Genomic DNA, 21,263 nt, shown 5'->3' on the forward strand with positions numbered 1-21,263 from the left:
TTTGATAGTGGAATTGATAATTTGTGGCACATCAGTCGTCCAAAGGTTTCGCGTTCTAGCGCGTTCACGGGTCAATCACTGTACCAATTAAACGTAAGAATGATTTGACGACAACCGCAAAGCGCTCTGGCTGGTCATAGTGGACCCCATGACCAGCTTCCCGGATTTGTTCAATCTGAAATCTCCGATTAAGACGTTGCAATTCTGCGGCCACAGCAGACGAAACCACACCTTTATCACCAATCACGAGTAAGCTTGGAACGTCAATCGCACTCACTAACTGCATATAGTCGGGGTTCGGTGGCGTGAGAACGTCGAAAGCACTCATGCTGGTTTGAAGTCGTGCCCGGGCAATTAGCTCGATGGTATCCGATGACCGATCAGGGTGTCTAATCCGGGCTTCTGCCACCACTTCATCCAATGAAGTATTGAGAATTCGCCGATGCTGATCGGCCACATCGCTATCGCGAACTTCGCGCTGAACTTTTGGACTCAAGAACGTTGGGTCAGCTAAGATTAGGCCACGAAGTATCTTTGGTTTACGACTGGCCACTACGGCTGCAGTCATGCCTCCCATGGAGTGTCCAAGCAGAATCGGAGGAGGAAGTCTTAGAGCCTGTATAAGACCGACTACATCATTTGCATGGTCTTCGTATCGGTATCCATAGTCAGGCACACTCGACTTTCCATGACCCCTGGCATCCGGCATGATTACGTCATGTTCTCCCTCTATAGCATGTGCGAAGGAAGTCCAGCAGGCTCCATTAGCAGCTAATCCGTGTAGCAAAATCAAAGGAGATTTGCTTCCTCCGGTTCTCGTATAATGTATCTTAATTCCGTTTGTTTCGCAGATTGCTGTGCTCCAGTCGGTCATTTGTTTCTTCCTTCGAGCGTAAGATTCATGGTTCGGTTTGTAATTGATGTCAACGTGGCAGCCGAGACACCCGCGTGCTAATGACGGCTAACGTCCCGCGCGAAAAAGTTCGTCCCGCTTGCCGCCATAAATATTGCTTGGCATCCAAAATGCGGCAAAGCGGGATGAAGCGAACTCCATTTATAAAAATGATGAGCGTTTTCTTCTCGCTAGTTATGCGTTCGTTGCGTTGCGCATAGTTGCTTTGTGAGGTTCTTCCTAGTTCGTCGTCGGCTTTGGCTAGCTATGAAGAGGCGTTACACCATGAAACAAACAATTTTTTCTCATTTTATTTCTTCTTAAGATCCAATAGTACCTGTCTTAACTTTTCCAGCCCGCTTGTAATTGGCAATAATAACTCCACTTGGTGTAACAATACTCTCTATTAATGTAAATGCCGCCGGAATCGCGCCATTGTCAAACAACTTTTTTCCTTTACCAAGAGTCAACGGGAAAATTTTGAGCCAAAGTTCGTCCACTAAATCATTCTTAAGTAGCAGTTGGACGAGCTTACCACTGCCCCAAACTTTAATGTCGGAGCCTTTTGAATTTTTGAGCTTTTCGATATCTGCCAAGCTTTTGAGGAAAACTGAATTTTTCCAATCCGACTTCTTCATGGTCTTGGACAGGACGTATTTTGTGACATCATTGATACCTGGCCATCCATTTTCATGCTCTGGCCAGTAGGAGGCAAAAATCTCAAATGTTTTTCTGCCCAAAAGAAGGTCTGCAGGTTTCATCTGTTTTTCGATGACCCTGCCAATAACATCGTCACCATAAGGTGCAACCCAACCGCCATATTTGAAACCACCTGATGTATCTTCCTCAGGTCCACCAGGTGCTTGCATTACTCCATCTAATGTAATCATTGATAAGACGATTATTTTTCTCATATTATTTCTCTCCTTTTATTATGACTGTCTTATGATAATTGCTTACACCAAATAGTCGTTCAATGAAACACAGAATCGACAACGCAAGCACAGGAAGTTCGATTGAATTAATGGCGCGCAGCGCGATGACGCATAACGTATGCCAGCACCAAGCAGTGGCGCCGCTCCATGTATTCTAATGACGGCGTCATTGAGCGATCCATAATAGCCTGCCTGCGGGCTGAAGTGCCCTTCGGCACGCAAGCCTGTCCCGATGCCGCTTCACGGCATCCCGACATATAAATAATTTGGACGGGACATGTTCTTGGTCGGGAAGCGTCGTGATGCGGCTTATTAGGCGCGGGAAAAGTTCCATATCAGTGGCGGTTTGCGACACAAAACAAGTTCGTTAGTGGCTGAAGCACTCACCTACCGTGGTCCTCAAAAAATAACTTCCTGAATCCATCATTTTAAAGAATCATATCGGGTCTGCAGCAAGGGCGACAAGTCCCTCTCTTTGTCTAGTAGGACAGATACCTCTTGGCAAAACGCAGCGGCCTGAGCCCCGATGTATTGTTCATATCCCGATGTCTTGATCGTTACAAAAGGCGTCCAATTGCCATTGCCTTCTTTCTGCGCCGGGAGAAACTGGCCGCACAACATATATTGCTTTTCTCCACTGGGAGTTATGAAGTGCCCAATGTGGACATCGCGAAAGCTGATCGGATGTGGGCCGTAATTATAAAAATCAGTCGCAGCTGATGTAATCAAGAACTGGATGACAGAATCTATCGACGCTTTCTGTGAATCAGGGGTGACTCCCTGAGTTTGACTGACAGCTTGTGATTGAATGCTCGCGGCTGGAGCCGTGCTGCAGGCTGTGAGCACGGATATTGCAAATAGAACTGGAAGATATCGCATGATTCTCCTTAGGCGTTAATTATAGTTTATGTTGTTTCCAGATAAAGCCGTTTTCTGGGTTGATTGGTGGTGCAGCAAGACGTCCAATCAAATGAACTTTGCTTGCGCCTAACGTGTGCTGCAATCACGTCGTCGCGCGCATTCCTTCTTGAGGTAATATAGCGAGCGCGCGATGAACCGAGCACGATCATTCAAGATAATCGAGGGTCGTGACTAGCGTTGGTGGGCGAAGTGGTTACTGAACAACCCGTCAATTGAGTCAGTGCGTTGCCTTCTCCTGTATGTAATACGGCGTGGTAACAGTAAAGCCGTATTCATCAGGCGCTCCTTTTACTACAAAATGGATCGGGAATGAGAGGCCGTGCTTCACGGGCTTTCCCCTGAAAATTGCAGGACGCCATTGTGTCGACAAGACTGCTTTACGTATCGGCGCGACCAAGATTTCCGGGCAATCCCCCACGTGGACCGAGTCCATGACGGCTCCACTGCTATCTATGACAAACCGAACATATACGCAACATTGGATATTTGCCCGTCGAGCGAGTTCGGGGTATTGAATCCGCAGAGCCAGAGAATCCCAACCCCCGACGGGATATGGCCTCGCTGAGTTAGACGAGTCAGTTCCTTGTGCAAAAACTGTTGAGCACAACGTGACGAGAAAGAAAAAAACAAAGAACTTCATTATACCAGTCCCTCCTTCTTGAAATTGCGAGCGACCATTTCGCCTAACGTCTGCGGGAATCACGCCGTCCCGCGCTCCTTGAAGCCTACTGCGTGCGCGGCATGAAGTCGAAGACCCGCCGCAGGCTTGCCGAAGGCGGGCGAGTTCGATCTCATAAAATAATCGAGCGTCATGATTCGCGTTGTTATGTGCAGTTGCGTCATGGTTGATCTAACGTGTTATTTGTTTAATGATTTCCAAATTAACTGAGGATTTGTCGTCAGTCAGATAAGGAATATTGTCTGAATCAATCCTGAACCAACCGTAAACATCCTTGAGAAGTTTGGCGGAATCCTTCGCCGCATCGAAATTAATCGCACTCAACTCAACTTCTCCCAATACGGAATCACTCGGAGCCTCAAACAAGTTATATCCTCTTCCTCCGATCCGGTCTATGGGGCCTGGAGCCAGAGCGGTGGCTTCGTTATCCTGATGCACATTCCTAAAGAACCACCATGCTTTCAGCTTGTTGACTGGCGGCTTGAGTTTCTTGAGTACCAATTCGTAGAAGTTGAAAAACATGTATGTCAATTCTATGAGAGTAAGAGAGTTAATCCGAGTCCTTCCAAATACATGGCCCAGCAAACTTTCGTCGCCGCGAAGAACGCAAACAAGGGTTCCGTCGCGCCATAAGTCGAGTATTTTATATTCGTCGCTCTTGGCCCTCCTCAGGTCGCCGCCCACAAGATCGGCACGGCCGCTCGTGTACATATCCCAACCGTTTTTTCTTAGGACAGGGGGTTGTTCCATCTTTCTTGCAATACTGTCGGAAGCTGAACTCAGAAACGCCTGAACCATTGACGAATCCACGGGGCAAATCGCTAAACCGTACGCGCGATAAGGTCCAAGTCCTGCTGCCTCGATAGCAACATCTACTTTCTTCTCGACTACTCCTTGGAGGTTTTTTCGTCTCTCCTTGTCTTCAGGTGGCTCGGAGAGTGTGAATTCAATGGCAGCGAGCCTATTGGCCACTTCTTCTCTCCAACGATTCTCCCTACCGTGGCGCAACGTGGTGTGAATCGTTTTCGCACTGGCTGGATTGCTCGAATGAGATACCCGCTCGACGTATCCGAAAAGTATCTCTTTCCGTTTGAGATTAGTGGCTGGATCAACATCCTTTGTGATGAGAAAGGGTCGAGGATCTTCCGGTTGAGCCGGTATAAATATATAGAACAGTCCCCTCGTAGGGTCGCTCTTTGATAGCGCCCAATCCGCCTCTATTCTCTCAGGTATAGGATAAATCCATTCTTTCATGACATTATGGTAGTCGGTGGGATTGATAGTCGATGTTGGAAGTAGGCTTATGGATTCAACTCTCCTTCCGAAGAAAGCTGGATTGTCGTCCTTGGTCTTTGCGCCGATTACAATGATTCCGCCAGATCGGTTGGCAAAAGAGGAAACATCCTTCGCCAACTCTTGCTTCCCTGCCTCGCGAGAAAAATCATACTTACCGCTCTTGGCATCAAAATGTTCGTCCTCGATCATTCCGATCAGGGAGTCAAACTCCCCTAAGAGTAGCTTATCTTTCAGTTGAAGAAAATCCACAAGTCACTTCCTCCTAAGATGCAATTGCACATAACTACTTGGTTAACGTATTCGTTAATCATGCTTCTTTGGCGTGGTTAACGAACTGTTTCGTTTATTCGCTTCTTGATTGTAGTCCACGACATTATTCCCACTGCCCTTTAATCGATGGAGAAAATGTAAGCGACACTTGGGCAATTATCAAGCTTGTCAGCTCTATTCGACGAACTTGTGCGTCGACATCGGGAAGTGGCCATTCACCATCCTGAAAAAGAATTCCTGGTCCACCTGCTCCTCCCCATACATGGTAACTAGCCGCAGAACAGATTGCGCTATCCCTGCTAATATTGTCGCGGAGAAGGATCATAAGAAAATTGTCCGACCGGAGATTAATCTGGAAGCTGTCAAAGAAGAACTTTTATACCTATCTTAAAGACGTGACGAGTCGTTTCGCGGGTGCGTCGCCAATAAAAGAAAATGGAGTGCCTGTTTACTTGTGTCTCAATAAAAGTGTCAGCTATAAAATCAATTACATTGCAAGAACAAACCAAACAAGCTATCAGATAATGTACAAATGGCCCTTTACACTGAACTCGTGATTGAGATCTCATAGTATGGATCTCACTGTTTTTCTCAAGGGGGTTCTTGTCGGTTTTGGGATGGCAGTCCCAATCGGTCCCATTGGAATTATGTGCATCCGCAAGACACTTGCGGAGGGACGAATTCACGGGCTGATAATAGGCCTTGGAGCTGCGACCGGGGATTTGATTTACGGTTGTGTTGCTTCATTTGGACTTACGGTCGTTTCAAACACGCTGTTTACTCAGCGATTTTGGATACGACTGGTTGGAGGAGCGCTACTCCTATTCATGGGGGTAGGAACATATTTCGCACACAGCGTCGATCCCGATATTCACATTAACAAGAATGGATTTCTAAGATCATATCTCACTATTGTTTTTCTAACGCTCACTAATCCATTGACGATCTTTGGTTTTATCGCCGCCTTCGCTACGTTTGGTTTAGGAAGAGGCCTCGGTTATTTTTCGTCATCAGTTCTAGGTGTCGGAGTGTCCGTTGGTTCGTGCTTATGGTTTCTGTCCCTCATTTCCGGCGTTACACTTTTCAGAAAGAAGTTGAACCATGTCCGACTTCGATGGGTGAACAGGATTGCCGGCATTTTGATATTCATCTCCGGCTTAATTGCCATCGCAAGTGTGCTCTGAATAACGCGTTACCCTCTTAGATGGAATCGCAGTTTCGGATCGCCATGTAATTACTGAGGGCTCTACCACGTGTGGACGGCGAGAACCGCAGGCGGTGGTGGTGTGCCATTATCTGGACTTCCCCGCTACGAATGAGTTCAAGCGCAAAGGTCACTCAAAGTGGGGGATCTTGTGGGCCCTGAGGGACTTCTCCCAGGGAGTCCCTTTCCCGAAGGGATCCTCCGAAGGAGTCCTTTGGACCTACGGGACGGGAGAACTCCGACCCGCTGATCGTGAGTCAGCATGTGGCGACAGATATCATTGATAGCTGAAGAGTTTTCGCGGGATTTTTTGGGACGTGTGCCCAATTTGTGTCCAGCCTTACTCCGCAATCCTTCCAACACTATCCGTATCTTCTTCACATTCATTTACTTCTTCAGAGTCTTCCTCTTGATATCAGTACATTCTCTCGGTGTCCTGTTTCTCTGCCATAGCCCTTCTCCTCCGAAGGAGTCCTTCACGTCCCGAAGGTCCAAAGGACTCCTTCGGAGGATCCCTTTGGGAAAGTGACCTGCGGTCGGACCTTTCTAATTAACGTACTCAAAGCCATCTCTTATTTTTCCGCCCATTTCGGTTCGGGATGCTCTGAAGGTTAACACCAGATAATCCTGACATGGAGTGAATCTATGTAAGTGCTCCAAATCCCGGGCCGCGCGTTTAATCTAAGAACTCAAAGTTTAAGGCTAACAAATAACTTCTCGCTGCATTAAATTCAAATACAAAAGAATCCTTTGAAGGTCAACAAATGTCGGCCCGACAATCATATCTTACCGAATCATTCATGAGAAGAGTCATTCCATTTATTAAGTCGTTTTCAATCCTCCTGATCCTCTTTTTGAGTTCAGCCCCGATGGCTCTCGGCAATGAACTCGGTGACGTGAGGTTTAAGTTGTCAAACAACGTGGTCGATCTAACCATCCACATCAAAGACGGGATTCTGTCATCGGAAAAGCTTGAACTATCCCCTGGCTCAATTACAGTCGGTGGTCATTTGACAACGGTCGTCACTGATGGTGGTTATTCAATAGATTTGTTTTGGACGGATTGGAGCGCTCCAGGGAAAATAAATAATGCCGACGACGAAGTGCAGATTAGTCAGAAGGATTTCAGATACGTCGGCAGCCAGAGAGAGGACAGTGCCGACGGGGGGAAACAACTCAAACTCTACTTCAAGGGAATCAATCTCCCTTTCGAGTTGGAAGCAAGCTATAAACTGGATCCGGGCGCATTCTACGTTCACAGGAGAATATCAATAAGAGATACGGTCGCCGGACTCCACTTCTTGAATCGGGTTTGGGCTCTTGACGCTGCCCTTATAGGTCCCCAAGAAGTGGTGAAGGAGGGCGGCTTCGGACAGCCGATTTCGCTGCTCGACCCGCACGGAGGAAGTAGCTTCTGGGGACTGGAATATCCTGCGAGCGAAAATAAAATACATGAGGAAAAAGATGCGATTCACATCAAATGCGGCGAAGACTTTGGTGAGAAGATCGGGCACAGTTGGCTGAGGACAGACTGGGTGGTTGAAGGAGTGGCGCCTAATAGATACGCAAAACTGTGGTTTATGGAATATGTAAAGAGAATCCGTGTAGCGCCCGCAGAGCCCTACACACTTTATAACACGTGGTACGATCTCCGCTCCCCACGTTTTCATAATCTTTCACCTGATCATGTCATGAACGAGACAAATACCCTTCGGATAATCGATCTCATCCGCCGGAATATGATTGACAAACATGGAATTACTTTGAACGCATTTGTGCTTGACGACGGCTGGGACGAGTATCAGAGCAACTGGAAGTTGAGAGATAGCACTTTTCCACACGGCCTGGCTCCGATCGTCTCAGACCTAAAGGAATCAAACACCGCTCTCGGGCTCTGGCTGGGACCGGCCGGCGGTTATTCGTTCAGTAACCTCCGAGTCGATTGGATGAGAGACCACGGATACGAAACCGTCGGCAGTGAACTGTGTCTCGCTGGCAAGAACTACAGCCAGCTCTTCAGGAAAAGAGTTGTCGACTTTGCCAAAGACGAGAGCGTTGGATATTACAAATGGGATGGAATTCAGTTCTCATGCAGCGAACCCGATCACGGTCATCCCGTCGGCATTTATTCGAGGCGGGCAATACTCGACACGCTCATATCTATCTGCAACACGGTTCGGATGGCGAACCCGAACGCCTACCTCAATATTACTTCAGGGACATGGCTCAGTCCTTGGTGGGTGAAATACGCGAACCAGATTTGGATGCAAGGCCAGGATTACGGGTATGCCGATGTTCCTTCCTTGAGTCCAAGAGATGCAGCGATGACATATCGGGACTTCGTGCTGTATGATGATTTCGAAATTGATCATATGTGGTTCCCGATTGCGAACCTGATGACTCACGGCATAATAAAGGGAAGCCTTGAAGAACTGGGAGGGGAAAACGAACCGCTGGACAAATTCACAAACGAATCAGTCCTCTACTTTGCACGCGGCATCTCTATGTGGGAGCTGTACATCTCTCCTGACATCATGTCTGAAGAGGAATGGAACGCGATATCGCAGTCAATCAAATGGGCAAAAGACAGGTTCCCGATAATCTCACAAACAGAGATGGTCGGAGGGGATCCGACGAGAAGGAAACCCTACGGCTATGTCCACTTTAAGGGTAGCAAAGGAATAGTAGCAGCAAGGAATCCTTGGATAGAACCATCCCGGCTAGTTGTGAATTTTTCTCAAAGTGTTGGGCTTGATCCCTCCTCGAAGGATCTGGTCGTCGAACGCGTCTATCCTGACCGCTGGATTTCGCCGAGACTCTACTCAGTAGGGCAAAAACTGGAGATCTCACTCAGCAGCTATGAGACTGCCGTCTATGAAATCTTCCCGCTACGCAGTGCAAACGAGCCTCTGCTTGCAGACGTGGTGTTCGAAAAAACCGAAGACGATGACACGGCTTACGCGATTGATTGTTATGACGCGGGGACCGATCTGAAAATCCTGAACCCCGCAAAAATCCTTTCGATAAAATCAGCTGGCGCCCAAGTCAGCTCACTTAATGCCGTCAAGACACTCCGTATGCACACACCCCCTGTCACAGTAAGCAAAATAATAAAGGGGAATGAAAGACCTTTATCGGTCTCGTTTGAGTTGACTGTCGACAAATCTGTGAAAGAGACTAACCTGGCAATTCTCCTTGAGCCGGCGGCAACATTGAGGATTTCGAAGATGCCTGGTGTCATTCTAAACATTGATGGCACACAATCGATATTGACCCAAGTGCTGTCAGACTCCAGGTCGAAGTGGTTCCCGGCATCGATGGGACCCGGCAAGCATGTGGTGCAAATCCGATTGTCTGCTCCGGCCGACAGCTCAATGTGGACAGGAAAGGCATCGGTCTGGGTACTATGCAAACAAATGCTTCCGGATAGAAGACTTGCGTTCAGGCTGAAGAAGCCATTCAGAGAGTCACCGATGCCTCCGAGATCACTTCCCTCGAACGAATCGGAAACGAGCGTGAAAATACTTGAGCAAAATATTACCAGCACGTCGAATTGATCTGCCCCCGATTGATGTACCAATGCAATTTTGGTAATAGCCCAATTGAAGCATCACTGCAAAACATCCGCACGACAGTCGGGCCTATTCGTCAAGGTGAACGGTCTGCTCTAGTGTGGCTCTCTATTCCTTGGACTGATTTTGAGGTGGTGCCTTCTGAGATCTTCTGTTCCTCGCGATGAACCCTAGTATAATCCAGACCAGACCCACGCAAATGAAGACCACACTTTGCTTGGATAGGAGGCCAGCAACTATACAGAGTAGCCCCACGACAAAGAAGGCAGCGCCCGAACTAAAGAACTTTCGCATTTAATCCTCCAACGAGTTTATATGGTTTGTCGACACCTAACTTCGAGATCCACACGCATGCACAGTATGGCATTCCCCTGGCAGAAATGCCATCTCAATCAGACATTAATTGGAACGTAAGTCCATCGTCCAAAGAAGTATTGTGCGATTATCGGCAACTGTAACTAACCACTGCGGACCCGCCATATGGCGTATATTCCGTATGCTGAACATGAAGCACAACATATGTCGCCCATTTTCTTTTTGAATGTTGATTTCCGACTTACCACTTTTTCAGCCCTAGTACCGCAGAAATTTACCTGGACACTTAGTCAAACGCAACACGCCCGCCAGTCGAGCCACTTTTTCTCACCCACAAAAAAAATCCCGGAATCTCTCATTCATCCAGGATTGTACCATCATATACGCGTAAGCATCGATGTACGACTTAAAAGGGAGAGGTTTTATTTCATCAAGATCATCTTCTTGAGTCGTGTGAATGTTCCTGCTTCGGCTCATATTGACCAAAATCTTTCCATGCACTAATCATGGCGCGGTAGTTATCCATCGGCACTTCAGGCTGGACAGCGTTGGAGGCACCCAAGACCAGTCCCCCTTCAGCTTTGCAGGTTGCCAGAAGGTTTCGAGTTGACTGATAGACATCATCCGGCAGCCCTCTGAGGAGCAGGCCACAATCGATATTGCCGCAAAGACATAGGCGACGCCCGACGATATCTTTTGTCTTGCGCATGTCCATGCCGGCCACAGGATCTATGGCCTGAATGGCATCCAGCCCTGTCGACGCGATTGCATCCATGTATTGTGTGAGATTTCCATCGGTATGAAGAATGGCGTACAATCCCATTTCCTTGACCGCATTGGACCACTGCGTAAGGTACGGCAATATCCAGCGGTTCATTTGCTCCGGGTTGAAGAACGGACCGTGGTTATCGGCAATATCCGAGGGCGAGACAACGGCTTCTGCGCCACAATCACGAAATCGCTTCGCTACCTCGATAGCGTTTCGAAGACGGTCTTGCGCCATCGCGTCAACACTTCCTGGATCGTTAAAGAGGCGATAACAGAATTCAGCTGAATAATCCGCCTCGATGATGCCCCCAGTGATAGCAACCAACATGAGGTTTGCGGGGGCAAGTTTCCGCAGAATGATCGACTGCCGGAAACGGGTGTCACCTGGCAGGCAGTAGTATGCAAGTTGACCCGGTGCCTGATTCCAGTATGCATTGGGAACAGTGAGTGCCGCAAACTCCATCTCTGCTGAGACGGCGATCATGATCTCGGCATTGGTATACATCGCCTTCTCTTGTTTAACTGGGGAGAGCGATTCAAAATCGTGACCCAAGACGACTCGTTTACCAGACGCCGCATCCCATGCCTGAAACTCGAGTTCCCAGATAGGCACCGCGCTTTCAGGCACTCGCCGCTCAAAGGCGGCCACTATGTCATTTCTTTTTCCCACGCGTGATTCCTGTTTGTTGCCTAACGGACTGGAACTAACCTGCAACAACTGATCGGCTCCCCATATTGTGTAGCAATGATAAGTTAGTGATCCGGTCAGGCATTGGCAACCTGACGAGAATTGTAGTAATAAGCTTCTGATGCTGGAGGTCTGTAGCCGACTGGCAGTAGAGGTTAAGGAGGTAATAAAGTTGGTGGGCCCTGAGGGACTTGAACCCCCGACCCGCTGATTATGAGTCAGCTGCTCTAACCACCTGAGCTAAGGGCCCGCGCAAAATTCGCAGGTTTCTGTGGCACTGTCACCATTTTGTCACCACTTCATTTCGTGATCTACGTTATCGGGCGACGTATCATGGTACAGCTTTCACCGTTGAGAAACAACTTTTTGCTTGATTAAGATAACAGCCCAACGGCGTAGAATCAACCCTTCATTCCCCCGGGCCGCTCATCATTAGACAACGATTTCTCCCTCTCCATATCACGCGCCTCAGAGCTTGCTTATCGTGTCGTTCCGTTCTCCCTTCATCTCGAATCTACTCAAATCCATCACCTGTTTTCTCAGCGCTTTCTGTCCGACAGGCTCCGAAGTCTAAAAGTCAAACCCATTTCACTTGCGCGCACTATTGGCCCCGATCAGTGCCAACGATGCAATGAACAAATTGAAATCGATGCCCTGGTACCGATGCGTGATCTATTTGTCTCTTGACCTTCTGAGAAGTGTTTATGTCATATGATGTTTGTTTCCCTTCGCCGATCATTTCACAGATTTACTCCGAAAGTCAAATCAAGCATGCCAAATGCCGTTGTTGATGAGCTATTGTTGTTCCACATAATACTGGAATCGTTTGGATGAACAGTAGGTGTTACGGAGAGCGTGGTGGCGGCTCCAAGCGTCGCGCCGACATTCAGAAAGAAACCCTTTGAAAGATCAAATTTGTAACCACCGTCACAAGCTATCACCAGGAAGCTACTACTGTTTTTCCACTCATCAGTATAACCTTGACTGTATGTTGCTGACCCGAACATATATTCTAAGAGACCACCGAAATAAAAGCCTTTTCTTACTGACGCCGAATAATATTTAACGTCTGCACCAATCCCCAGTCCACTTATTTTATCGGCCGCTTGGCCATCGCTCGAAAAGGCGGCATAAGTCAACAAGCCAAGTGATGGAATCCGGATATGAGCACCGACAGATAAGTTCTGGGCCGCCGCATCTTCCGCACCCAATACAGGACCAAATTGGAGAAATCCAAGAGGCATTATATACAGGCCAGTAGCACCGGGGTTCACCGGCTCCGGATTTTCCGACCCGACACTTGCGCTTTCGTTGCTCGCGGTCATAACTTCCTTAGTTCCGTTCGCATACTTAATCATGAACACATCCGATTTCAGGATAACAATAGTCGGGCCTTCAAGATTATCGAATTTCTTGTACTTGATCTCTGTAGGAGTTATTTCAACCACCTTCGACTTGATCTCGTCTCCATTCTTGAGCACAATAACGTCCTGTGCAAAAGCGGTGGTGACCGCAGTGGAAATTGCAAACACAGTTATCGCAATAAATGTTTTCATTTCTTCCCCCTTGAGTAGTGATTGTATTGCTGTTTGTAGGTTGCTTGCAGCTGCTGGACATTTTTCGCAAGCCAACTAATCGGCAGTTGAATTTGTATTCCGATGTGTGAATGAAGTCCGAAAATTTTCTGCCTCCGCCGAAGAACAAATTCAGTACAGCAAGAATTATGCTTGTCGATCTATACGAAATCTAAAATACTCTTTTGTTCTCGGGGAACCTGGAGAGTTTACCTGTTGTCCCTGAACACTTCCCTGCACTGTCCCGCACTCTCCTGCACTACGGCCCTAGATTAACTCTCAACACCATAGTTCGACGGTAGTATATGCGGTTCACTTGTCATTTTCAACCTCTGGCGCTTAAGACTTAACGACTAACGCTAGAATCTAGTCTCGCGGAAAAACAGGTGACTATCTGGAAATCTCACGTCAGATATTGATGCGCAGCACTGACGTTTTGACTTAGAAAACCATTGCAAGTATATTACAACCGCGATTCGTAGGGCGAGAAATGACGGCAGGTAACCCGTTTATCCGCAAACCTGCCAAATTTGGAGAGTCCAAGATCCATCCGCTAGTTGGCTTAGTTTTTCATTCTTAATGAGCGTCCACAAGTAAGGGAGAGAGTATGAAAGATCTGAATATCATCAGAGATATTCCATCCTTTGCAGATGGGAGTTACTCTAGAGAAGATGATGCTTTCGATCACGAAGCAATAGCCGAGACAGTGTTCAGGGTGCTCAATGAGAATGACCCTCCAATGACGATAGGATTGTTTGGGAGCTGGGGAGTTGGGAAGACAAGCATCGTCAATTTGGTTGAGGCTAAATGTAAGAACAATCCCGAGGTGTACCATTTTGTCAACTTCAATGCTTGGGCATATTCAGGGGACTCGTTGCGCCGCCAGCTGCTATTGACATTAGCCGATTCCTTCATCAGAGATCCCGAAAAGAAAGAAGAGGAAATAGGAAAGCTCAGAAGGTTAAACTACGCTAAGGCCCTCGAGGATTCTCCGGGGGATTCAATTGAAGATCTGTTCAAGCGTCTGCACGAAGAAGGGTGGTCCGCTTTTTTCAAAAAAGTAAAAGCTAATTTCAAAGAAGCATTCCGCGACGTTACGCTTTCTAAAGCAGGGTTGGTTTCACTCTCCTTCTCTGCCCTGTTCTTGCTTGCTGCAGTTGTGTTTCTTGCCTATGGTTTCGCAATGAAGGATGGAGAAATCCAGAGGTGGAGCCTGCTTTGGTTTACATTGAGTGCAGCCAGCTTTTTCAAACCAAAGGTAGAACAGGTGCTGGTCTTAAAACGACAGGAAGTCTTCGATGCGAAACTCATTTTCCCGGAACAGTTTGAAGAACATTACAATTTGCTATTGCATGAGTATGCTAACGACGTGCAGAAAGTCGTCATCGTAATTGATGACCTCGACAGATGCGATCCGGACACGATAAGAAGTGTGCTTGTGACGCTTAAGAACTTCATGGGGAAAGGTAAGACTATATTCCTCGTCCCAATGGATGATTCTTCAGTCGTCAGGATGTTCAAAGAGACAAACCCCAATTTTGGTTATGAACAATTAAGAAAATATTTCAGCATATCAGTTAGAATTCCACCATTTCGTCAGGAGGATCTTCTGGATTTCGCCCGGCGGGTGTCAAGGAAGATCGGAATACCGCCAAAGGTTGCCTGGGTAGCTGCCCAGGGATATTGTCATGATGCCAGGGAGATGAAACACTTTTTCAACCTTTATAAACTGAAGTACGCACTCGCCGAAGCCAGATTGAACAAAAAGTTTTTGCCCGATGTCGATTTGGAGAAGATCAGTGAGGAGCTTGCAAAGCTGGTAGTACTGGAGTACCAGTTTCCGGAGTTTTACCATTTCATCTCGTCGAACCCTGAGAAGTTTGAACTTATGAGTGATTTGGCGCGCGATATACCGAGACCGGAATTGGACAAAGTGGATCTCAAAGAGGTTAGCGGGGATCTCGCAAAACTGGACAACCCAAAGATCTCCGATCTCTGGAGGACTCAATCTGGCCTGAAGGGGTTTCTCAGCAGAACCTTCGATATTGCTCTCGAGAATTTTGATGTCATTTCAAAACTAAAGACGAGCAATCAGGAATATGCCGTAAGTGACTTTGCACGAGCAATTGGAAGTGCGGTGACAGGTAACGAGAAGATTAATCTGGACGGATACTTGACGGAAGAAATTGCCAGGACAAATGGCTCGTCTATCACCGATGTCATAACAAGTTACTTTGATCCCGATTTCCCTCGACCTACGCGGGTAGCTTTCCAAATTTCTATAGATATCTTAAAGAAAAATCTGCTTGATCATGACCAGCAGTCGGAGCTCTTAAGGAGTGCCGTCAGCATTGCGACAAATCCGAGCTGCAGTATCAAGTTGAGCGTGAACGAGGCGCTCGTTTTCCTGGACAATCTGAGCTATCTGGGAAGCCGTCAGCAAATCGAATTTGGGAACAAGATTCTCTCGGATGTATTCCTCGGAGCCTCTTATCATCCGGAGTATTGGAGGATTCTAAACCATCCGGCGGTCAAGAAGATACTATCAGCCAGCAAAAATGTTGGACAAAGAATTGCTGCTGCCACTGAGAAATGGTTTGGTGGCCTCAAAGACAATGATGCAAGGAAGATATTCCTTGAAGGAATTGCTCATCTCGATTGGCCAAAGGACGAGCGCGCTTTAATGGGTCTCATTTTTCCATCCAACAATTTGCTTTCCGAATTGACCGCTTTGCTGATGACAGATGTTCCGGACTTCGATCATCTTATTGTTGACACCGTATTGAACAAGAAAAACCCGGAAGATTATTCTGAAGAAAAAATTGGTCTTGGCAAGAAGATGTCAAATGTTCTGGCACAAAACATTCCTGCCAAAACCATTAATCCGGCTTTCCTGCTCGCTTGCAGTACCATTTACGAAATGCCAGAGTGGTTGGACGAACAGACTGCCATCATCATCGGATCTCAAATAATCAATGCGTTCCCCGACTTTAAGCACGACAAGGGAAAACAATTATTGTTGGACACGTTGCTCGTAGCTTATTGTTCTCTCGACAAATACTTGCCGAAGAAGCGGGAGTTCGGAGAAAATTATCTACTGTATTGTGATGGTCTCGCCCCGGCGGAAGTGATTCTTCAGGCAGTTAGAATAAAATCAGGCGCACTCGCAGGTGAAGAAGCGGAGAAAGCAATCCTGCCACAGTTGTTTTTGAGAAGATGGTCCAGCGTTCTAAAAGAAATCGACTCGCCTAGTGAATCGACAATTGAGAACGCAAGATTGTGTCGAGAGTTTCGGTATCTTATCCCGGCTTCAGAATACAAGGATTTGATTTTGCATCTGACAAAACTTCCAAATCAAGGAGCTTTGGAAAAGTGGAGTGCTTTCTTCACCGAGGAGTTAAGGACTTCTGAACTTTCGGAATTGCACTTATATCTCGATCAGTTGCGAGAGAGCTTGTCCTCAAAATCACTCGCGACGGAAATGAGGCTCGCTTATGGCGAACTGCTTATTAAGCTGCTCCTTGAATTTCCCGTGGATGAAGTCAAGCAGCATTACGAAAAGCTCTTTCTCTTGCTCTCGGATGAAGACACTATGAATGTTACATTTGTCGCCGATCAGTTTCCAACTCTTAGTAGGAGATTCGGGAACGATGTCCCAATACAAAAAGCAAATGAGGTTGCAGAAACCCTCCTTAACAGGAATGATATTGGGCGATACTCCAGATCTATCAAGATCCTTCTGGGATTTGCGACCACCGTAAGACAGTCTATATGGGAAATCGTTGCTAACAAAGTAATAGCTGACCTACAAAATGAGTTAAAGGACGTTGAACACAGATGGCAGCTGTTGGAGCTCCTTTCTGGTCTCAGAACTCCGGTTTCTCATTCCGACCAACTGACTAAGACGTTATATGAATACAGAGAGGCTGGCAAGGTTGATCAGTTGAAGAAAAAAGCGAATGAATTGTGCGGCATCCTTACCGGCAGAAAAATAATGCAGCCATACTCACCGCGTCGTTCTCATGACACCACAGCACCATCTGGTTTCCCGGGAAATGGCGACAGATCGACGTCCTCGCTCAAAGTCACTAATGCGGTATATGGGACCGTCTCTAAGTCGGTGGATGTAACTACAAAACTGAACGGGCTTATTCGCAATAATCACTTGTCTGCAACTGCATCGAACGCACTTGGAGGAGATCCAAACCTAGAGGGTTTGAAACGGTTAGTGATAATATATGAGGTCGGTGGAAAGATACTTAAGAGAGAGTACGTCGAAAACGAGAAGGTTGAATTGCCTTAAGTTCTGCTCCCGAGCATCTGTTCTGAAGGAAGACCTTCATGCTCCATGCCGGCGCGCACTGACGTACTTCCCTACTATGTATCAAAGTCGAGTCGGTGATCCGATGACGCAATGGCAGGGTAGTGCTATCGTAACGGAGTTAGGTGCCAGGACCACTTTGGTCAACTCTTCAACAGATGCGGTTTGTTCTCATACAGATCTATGATCATCTCGCCGAAGAGCGTGTTAGCCCAGGCGAACCAGCTTCTCGTAAATTTGTGAGCATCGTCCCTGTCGAAGGACTCGTGCATGAAACCTGTCCCCGCACTTCCGTTCACGAGTGTCTTGAGACAATCTGAAATTTCCTGATCATTCCGGGATGTTATTGCCCGCATGATAACACCTATCGGCCATATTTTTCCGAGTCCGGTGTGCGGGCTTCCAATTCCCTCGCCTGCCTTCCCTTTCGAGAAATAAGGGTTGTCATCGGACAGCACAAGCGCTCGAGTATTGAGATATGACTTTTCGTCGGACGACACGCAACCTAGATATGGAAGCGAAAGAAGACTCGGCACATTCGCGTCGTCCATAAAAAGGCGGTTGCCGAAACCGTCAACCTCGTAAGAATATACCTCACCGTAGTCCGGATGATTTACAATGGCGTACTTGGAGACAGCATCGCGGATCTCGTGTGATAATTCCAAGCAGCTATTTGCGAAATCAATATCGCCCGTGAAGGCTTTTGACATTTCAGAAAGGTGTTCGAGTGACAGCGCCGCAAAAAGATTTGAAGGAATCAAGAACGGGAAAATGGTCGCGTCATCTGAAGGGCGAAACATGGAACAGACTAATCCAACCGGCCTGATGGGGTTTCCGTATCCTCCGCCCGCGACCGTGTCGCTCTGCCAGGCAGTCACACGTTCGAATTTGTAAGGACCCGGTCCATCTTTGCGCTGTTGCTGCTTGAACGTATTGAGCACCAATTTCATCGCGCTCTTCCAATTGTCGTCGAAGCACGAAGTTTCGCCGGTTGTCTTCCAGTAGCCATATGCGAGTCTTATCGGGTAACACAGAGAATCCATTTCCCACTTCCGCTCATGAAGTTCCGGCTTCATATCTGTCAGATCTTTGTCCCACTCGCTTCCAGTCGGTCCGAAGTTGAACGCGTTTGCGTACGGATCGATCAGGATGCATTTATTCTGCCTGTTAATAACTCCCGCGAGAAGCGATTCTAGTTTGGCGTCATGCGGCGCAAGCGGCAGATACGGCCATACCTGCGCGCTCGAGTCGCGAAGCCACATCGCATTGATATCTCCGGTAATGACAAATGTGTCGGGCTTCCCAGCATCGACGCTGTAGTTAATCGTCGTATCAAGTGTATTCGGATAGCAATTTGCAAAGATCCACGCGAGTTCTGCGTTCCCGATTCCGCTTGCCACTTGCCGGATCTTCTCCTCAACTGCGTCGCTTACGAACTTTCTGTCCTTGAGCGGCGGTCTCTTTGAAACAAACCCGTCGGAGTAGGCGATAGGCGAAAAATTAATACCATCTTTCATAACTCCCGCACGCGCTAGTGAAATTCCGGCGACAGCTAGTCCACCCCTCTTAATGAAGTCCCTTCTAGAACTCATTTCTCCTCCGGATATTGGTCGGACAATTAACAATCATTTCTGATCTTACATTTCAAATTCACAAATCACAGAAATGAAAGCAAGCCTGAACAAACCGTCTTCAGGAGGGGTGATATTAACCGGTAATGTGAGTGGTCTTCAGCTCTCTTTTGCCCGCATCGAATCCCAGAATGCATAACCGCAAAGAAGAACGAACATGAATAATCCGATCAGTTCTCCGTTTGTGGAATCAGCCCAGCGTGCGTTGTACCATCCTGAATATCCGAACCTCCACTGCTGGTCGGTAAATCTCAGGAACGCGTTGAGGACTCCGAGAAGTGCGCCACCGGCAATAAATCCGGACGCGATCAGAGTTCCCCTGTGAAGTCGGGCCGTGTTTAGTTTCTCGTTCTTCGAGCGAGTAGATACGAACCATGCTATCGCGCCTCCGACGAGGAGCGGAGTATTCAATTCCTGGGGGATGTACATTCCGAGTGCGAACGCAAGAGGCGGGACTTTCAATATCACGAGAAGCAATGCGATAACGGCTCCTACAGCGTAAAGCATCCAAGGTGTTTCTGCATTCGACATAAGTGGCCTGATCACGGCGGCCATAGCATTCGCCTGTGGTGCCACGAGCCCGTGCTCGCCGGTAAAGCCATATGCCTGGTTCAGAATTAGGATAACTCCTCCAACGGTCGCTGCAGAGACCGTGACGCCAAGGAATTTCCAGGTTTCCTGCTTTTTCGGAGTGGAGCCAAGCCAGTATCCGATCTTCAGATCAGTGATGAACGATCCCGCAACGGAAAGAGCTGTGCACACAACTCCGCCGATTATCATCGCGCTCAGCATCCCCGCCTCGCCTGTGAGTCCGATCTGAACCAATACAAGTGAAGAGAGTATGAGCGTCATCAGCGTCATTCCGGAGACCGGGTTCGTTCCAACAATTGCGATCGCGTTCGCGGCGACCGTAGTGAACAGAAACGAAATGATTGTCACTACAAGAAGCGCGACGAGCGCCTGTCGCGGCGACGGAACTACTCCCAACCAAAAGAATGCAAAGATAGCGAGCGCAGCAATGATCACGAGAGTGACGACCCAAAGCATCCTGATGTCAGTTTGAGTCCTCAATGACAACTCACCTTCTCCGGACTTGCGGTGAACAATTTCCTTATATGCAAGCTTAAAGGCGCCGGCGATTATCCTGGAAGAACGGATTATTCCCACGACCCCCGCCATTGCTATCCCGCCGATTCCAATAGGTCTCACGTACAGGCGGAATATTTCCTCCGGACTCATCTGCGAAATCAACTTTGTTGCAGCTGCACCCAGCGGGCTCGTCAGATGCTGGCCGATGTCGTACACAAGCGGGACAAACACAAACCACGAAAGGAACGAACCAGCGACGATTATGGCTGAATACTTAAGACCGATGATATATCCCAATCCGAGCACCATCGCGGATACATCCAGTTTAGCCACCAATTTCACTTTATCTGAGAGAAGTTTTCCCCAATCGAACATGCGAGTCGTGATAACTTCGGACCACCAGCCGAACGCGCTGAAGAGAAAATCGAACGCACCTCCGACGATCCCGCTTATCACCAGGACCATCGCTTCCTTTCCTCCCTTTTCACCGGCGACGAGTATCTCCGTTGTAGCTGTTCCTTCGGGGAAAGGAAGTATTCCGTGCATATCCTTTACGAAATATCGTCTGAACGGAATCAGAAACAAGATTCCGATAAAACCGCCCAGCGCGGACGCAACGAACATCTGGAAATAGCTAGCGGGAAGTGCAAGAATATAAAGCGCGGGGATCGTGAATATCGCCCCTGCTACTACGCTTCCCGAACAACCTCCGATAGATTGGATAATGACATTTTGCCCGAGGCCGTCTGCTTTACGCGCGAGTCCGGTTACTCCGACTGCCAGGATCGCGACCGGTATTGCAGCTTCGAAGACCTGGCCGATCTTCAGTCCCGAGTATGCCGCGGCTGCGGAAAAGAGCACAGCCATTACCAGTCCCCAGCCTACTGACCACTTTGTCACCTCCGGGTATTTCTTCCCAGGCGACATTATCGGGTTGTACTCTTCGCCTTCCTTGAGTTCCCGGAACGCATTTTCAGGAAGTCCTTTAATACCCGCATCGTTCTGTTCCATGAAGCCTCCTTTGGGAAAGATTACCAGACCCGGCCGGGACGACCGACCGTTTACAATTGAACCGTTGTTCTTTTTGCAACCCGCCTGACAACTTCGA

Annotated in this window: 11 protein-coding genes and 1 tRNA gene; 3 read left to right on the forward strand and 9 right to left on the reverse strand. The window is 47.9% G+C overall.

From position 1 onward, the window contains the following. Positions 1–64 precede the first annotated feature (64 nt). The 4 genes from VIS48_02820 to VIS48_02835 form a co-directional block, all read right to left on the reverse strand. A complete protein-coding gene (locus VIS48_02820; protein HEY9165074.1) occupies positions 65–874 on the reverse strand; it encodes an alpha/beta hydrolase in 810 nt (269 codons plus the stop codon). Positions 875–1,212: 338 nt separating this feature from the next. Then, positions 1,213–1,806, reverse strand: a complete 594-nt coding sequence (locus VIS48_02825) for a dihydrofolate reductase family protein (protein HEY9165075.1) — start codon at positions 1,804–1,806, stop codon at positions 1,213–1,215. Between the two features lie 444 nt (positions 1,807–2,250). Next, positions 2,251–2,706, reverse strand: a complete 456-nt coding sequence (locus tag VIS48_02830) for a hypothetical protein (GenBank protein ID HEY9165076.1) — start codon at positions 2,704–2,706, stop codon at positions 2,251–2,253. 892 nt (positions 2,707–3,598) lie between these two features. Beyond that, on the reverse strand, positions 3,599–4,972 hold the full coding sequence (locus tag VIS48_02835) for a hypothetical protein (GenBank protein ID HEY9165077.1): 1,374 nt from the start codon (positions 4,970–4,972) through the stop codon (positions 3,599–3,601). Between the two features lie 593 nt (positions 4,973–5,565). Between VIS48_02835 and VIS48_02840 the strand changes: the two genes are divergently transcribed. Beyond that, a complete protein-coding gene (locus VIS48_02840) occupies positions 5,566–6,177 on the forward strand; it encodes a LysE family transporter (GenBank protein ID HEY9165078.1) in 612 nt (203 codons plus the stop codon). 784 nt (positions 6,178–6,961) lie between these two features. After that, the gene (locus VIS48_02845; GenBank protein ID HEY9165079.1) at positions 6,962–9,754 is read left to right on the forward strand and encodes a hypothetical protein; all 2,793 of its coding nucleotides are present in this window, start codon (positions 6,962–6,964) and stop codon (positions 9,752–9,754) included. Positions 9,755–10,520: 766 nt separating this feature from the next. On the opposite strand, the gene VIS48_02850 is transcribed toward VIS48_02845, so the two are convergent. From VIS48_02850 to VIS48_02860, 3 genes are all read right to left on the reverse strand, one after another. Continuing rightward, positions 10,521–11,570 carry a uroporphyrinogen decarboxylase family protein gene (locus tag VIS48_02850; GenBank protein HEY9165080.1) on the reverse strand — a complete coding sequence of 350 codons (1,050 nt, stop codon included), beginning with the start codon at positions 11,568–11,570 and terminating at the stop codon, positions 10,521–10,523. A gap of 143 nt (positions 11,571–11,713) precedes the next feature. Further along, positions 11,714–11,790, reverse strand: a tRNA-Ile gene (locus VIS48_02855). Positions 11,791–12,280: 490 nt separating this feature from the next. Next, positions 12,281–13,096 carry a hypothetical protein gene (locus VIS48_02860; GenBank protein ID HEY9165081.1) on the reverse strand — a complete coding sequence of 272 codons (816 nt, stop codon included), beginning with the start codon at positions 13,094–13,096 and terminating at the stop codon, positions 12,281–12,283. A gap of 625 nt (positions 13,097–13,721) precedes the next feature. Between VIS48_02860 and VIS48_02865 the strand changes: the two genes are divergently transcribed. Beyond that, the gene (locus VIS48_02865) at positions 13,722–17,417 is read left to right on the forward strand and encodes a P-loop NTPase fold protein (protein HEY9165082.1); all 3,696 of its coding nucleotides are present in this window, start codon (positions 13,722–13,724) and stop codon (positions 17,415–17,417) included. A 161-nt stretch (positions 17,418–17,578) separates the two neighbouring features. Here the strand turns inward: VIS48_02865 and VIS48_02870 are convergent, their stop codons facing one another. Both VIS48_02870 and VIS48_02875 read right to left on the reverse strand, forming a co-directional pair. After that, a complete protein-coding gene (locus VIS48_02870) occupies positions 17,579–19,027 on the reverse strand; it encodes a glycoside hydrolase family 125 protein (protein ID HEY9165083.1) in 1,449 nt (482 codons plus the stop codon). A gap of 138 nt (positions 19,028–19,165) precedes the next feature. Continuing rightward, complete coding sequence (locus VIS48_02875) at positions 19,166–21,166, reverse strand: oligopeptide transporter, OPT family (GenBank protein ID HEY9165084.1); 2,001 nt, start codon at positions 21,164–21,166, stop codon at positions 19,166–19,168. Between the last annotated feature and the right edge of the window lie 97 nt (positions 21,167–21,263).

Source organism: Candidatus Kryptoniota bacterium (assembly GCA_036567965.1).
Classification (GTDB): Bacteria; Bacteroidota; Ignavibacteria; order Kryptoniales; family JAKASW01; genus JAKASW01.

Bases quoted from the DNA above. Each gene is read 5' to 3' on its own strand.
- VIS48_02820 (HEY9165074.1), bottom strand. From the start codon at position 874: ATGACCGACTGGAGCACAGCAATCTGCGAAACAAACGGAATTAAGATA.
- VIS48_02825 (HEY9165075.1), bottom strand. From the start codon at position 1,806: ATGAGAAAAATAATCGTCTTATCAATGATTACATTAGATGGAGTAATG.
- VIS48_02830 (HEY9165076.1), bottom strand. From the start codon at position 2,706: ATGCGATATCTTCCAGTTCTATTTGCAATATCCGTGCTCACAGCCTGC.
- VIS48_02840 (HEY9165078.1), top strand. From the start codon at position 5,566: ATGGATCTCACTGTTTTTCTCAAGGGGGTTCTTGTCGGTTTTGGGATG.
- VIS48_02845 (HEY9165079.1), top strand. From the start codon at position 6,962: ATGTCGGCCCGACAATCATATCTTACCGAATCATTCATGAGAAGAGTC.
- VIS48_02860 (HEY9165081.1), bottom strand. From the start codon at position 13,096: ATGAAAACATTTATTGCGATAACTGTGTTTGCAATTTCCACTGCGGTC.
- VIS48_02865 (HEY9165082.1), top strand. From the start codon at position 13,722: ATGAAAGATCTGAATATCATCAGAGATATTCCATCCTTTGCAGATGGG.
- VIS48_02870 (HEY9165083.1), bottom strand. From the start codon at position 19,027: ATGAGTTCTAGAAGGGACTTCATTAAGAGGGGTGGACTAGCTGTCGCC.
- VIS48_02875 (HEY9165084.1), bottom strand. From the start codon at position 21,166: ATGGAACAGAACGATGCGGGTATTAAAGGACTTCCTGAAAATGCGTTC.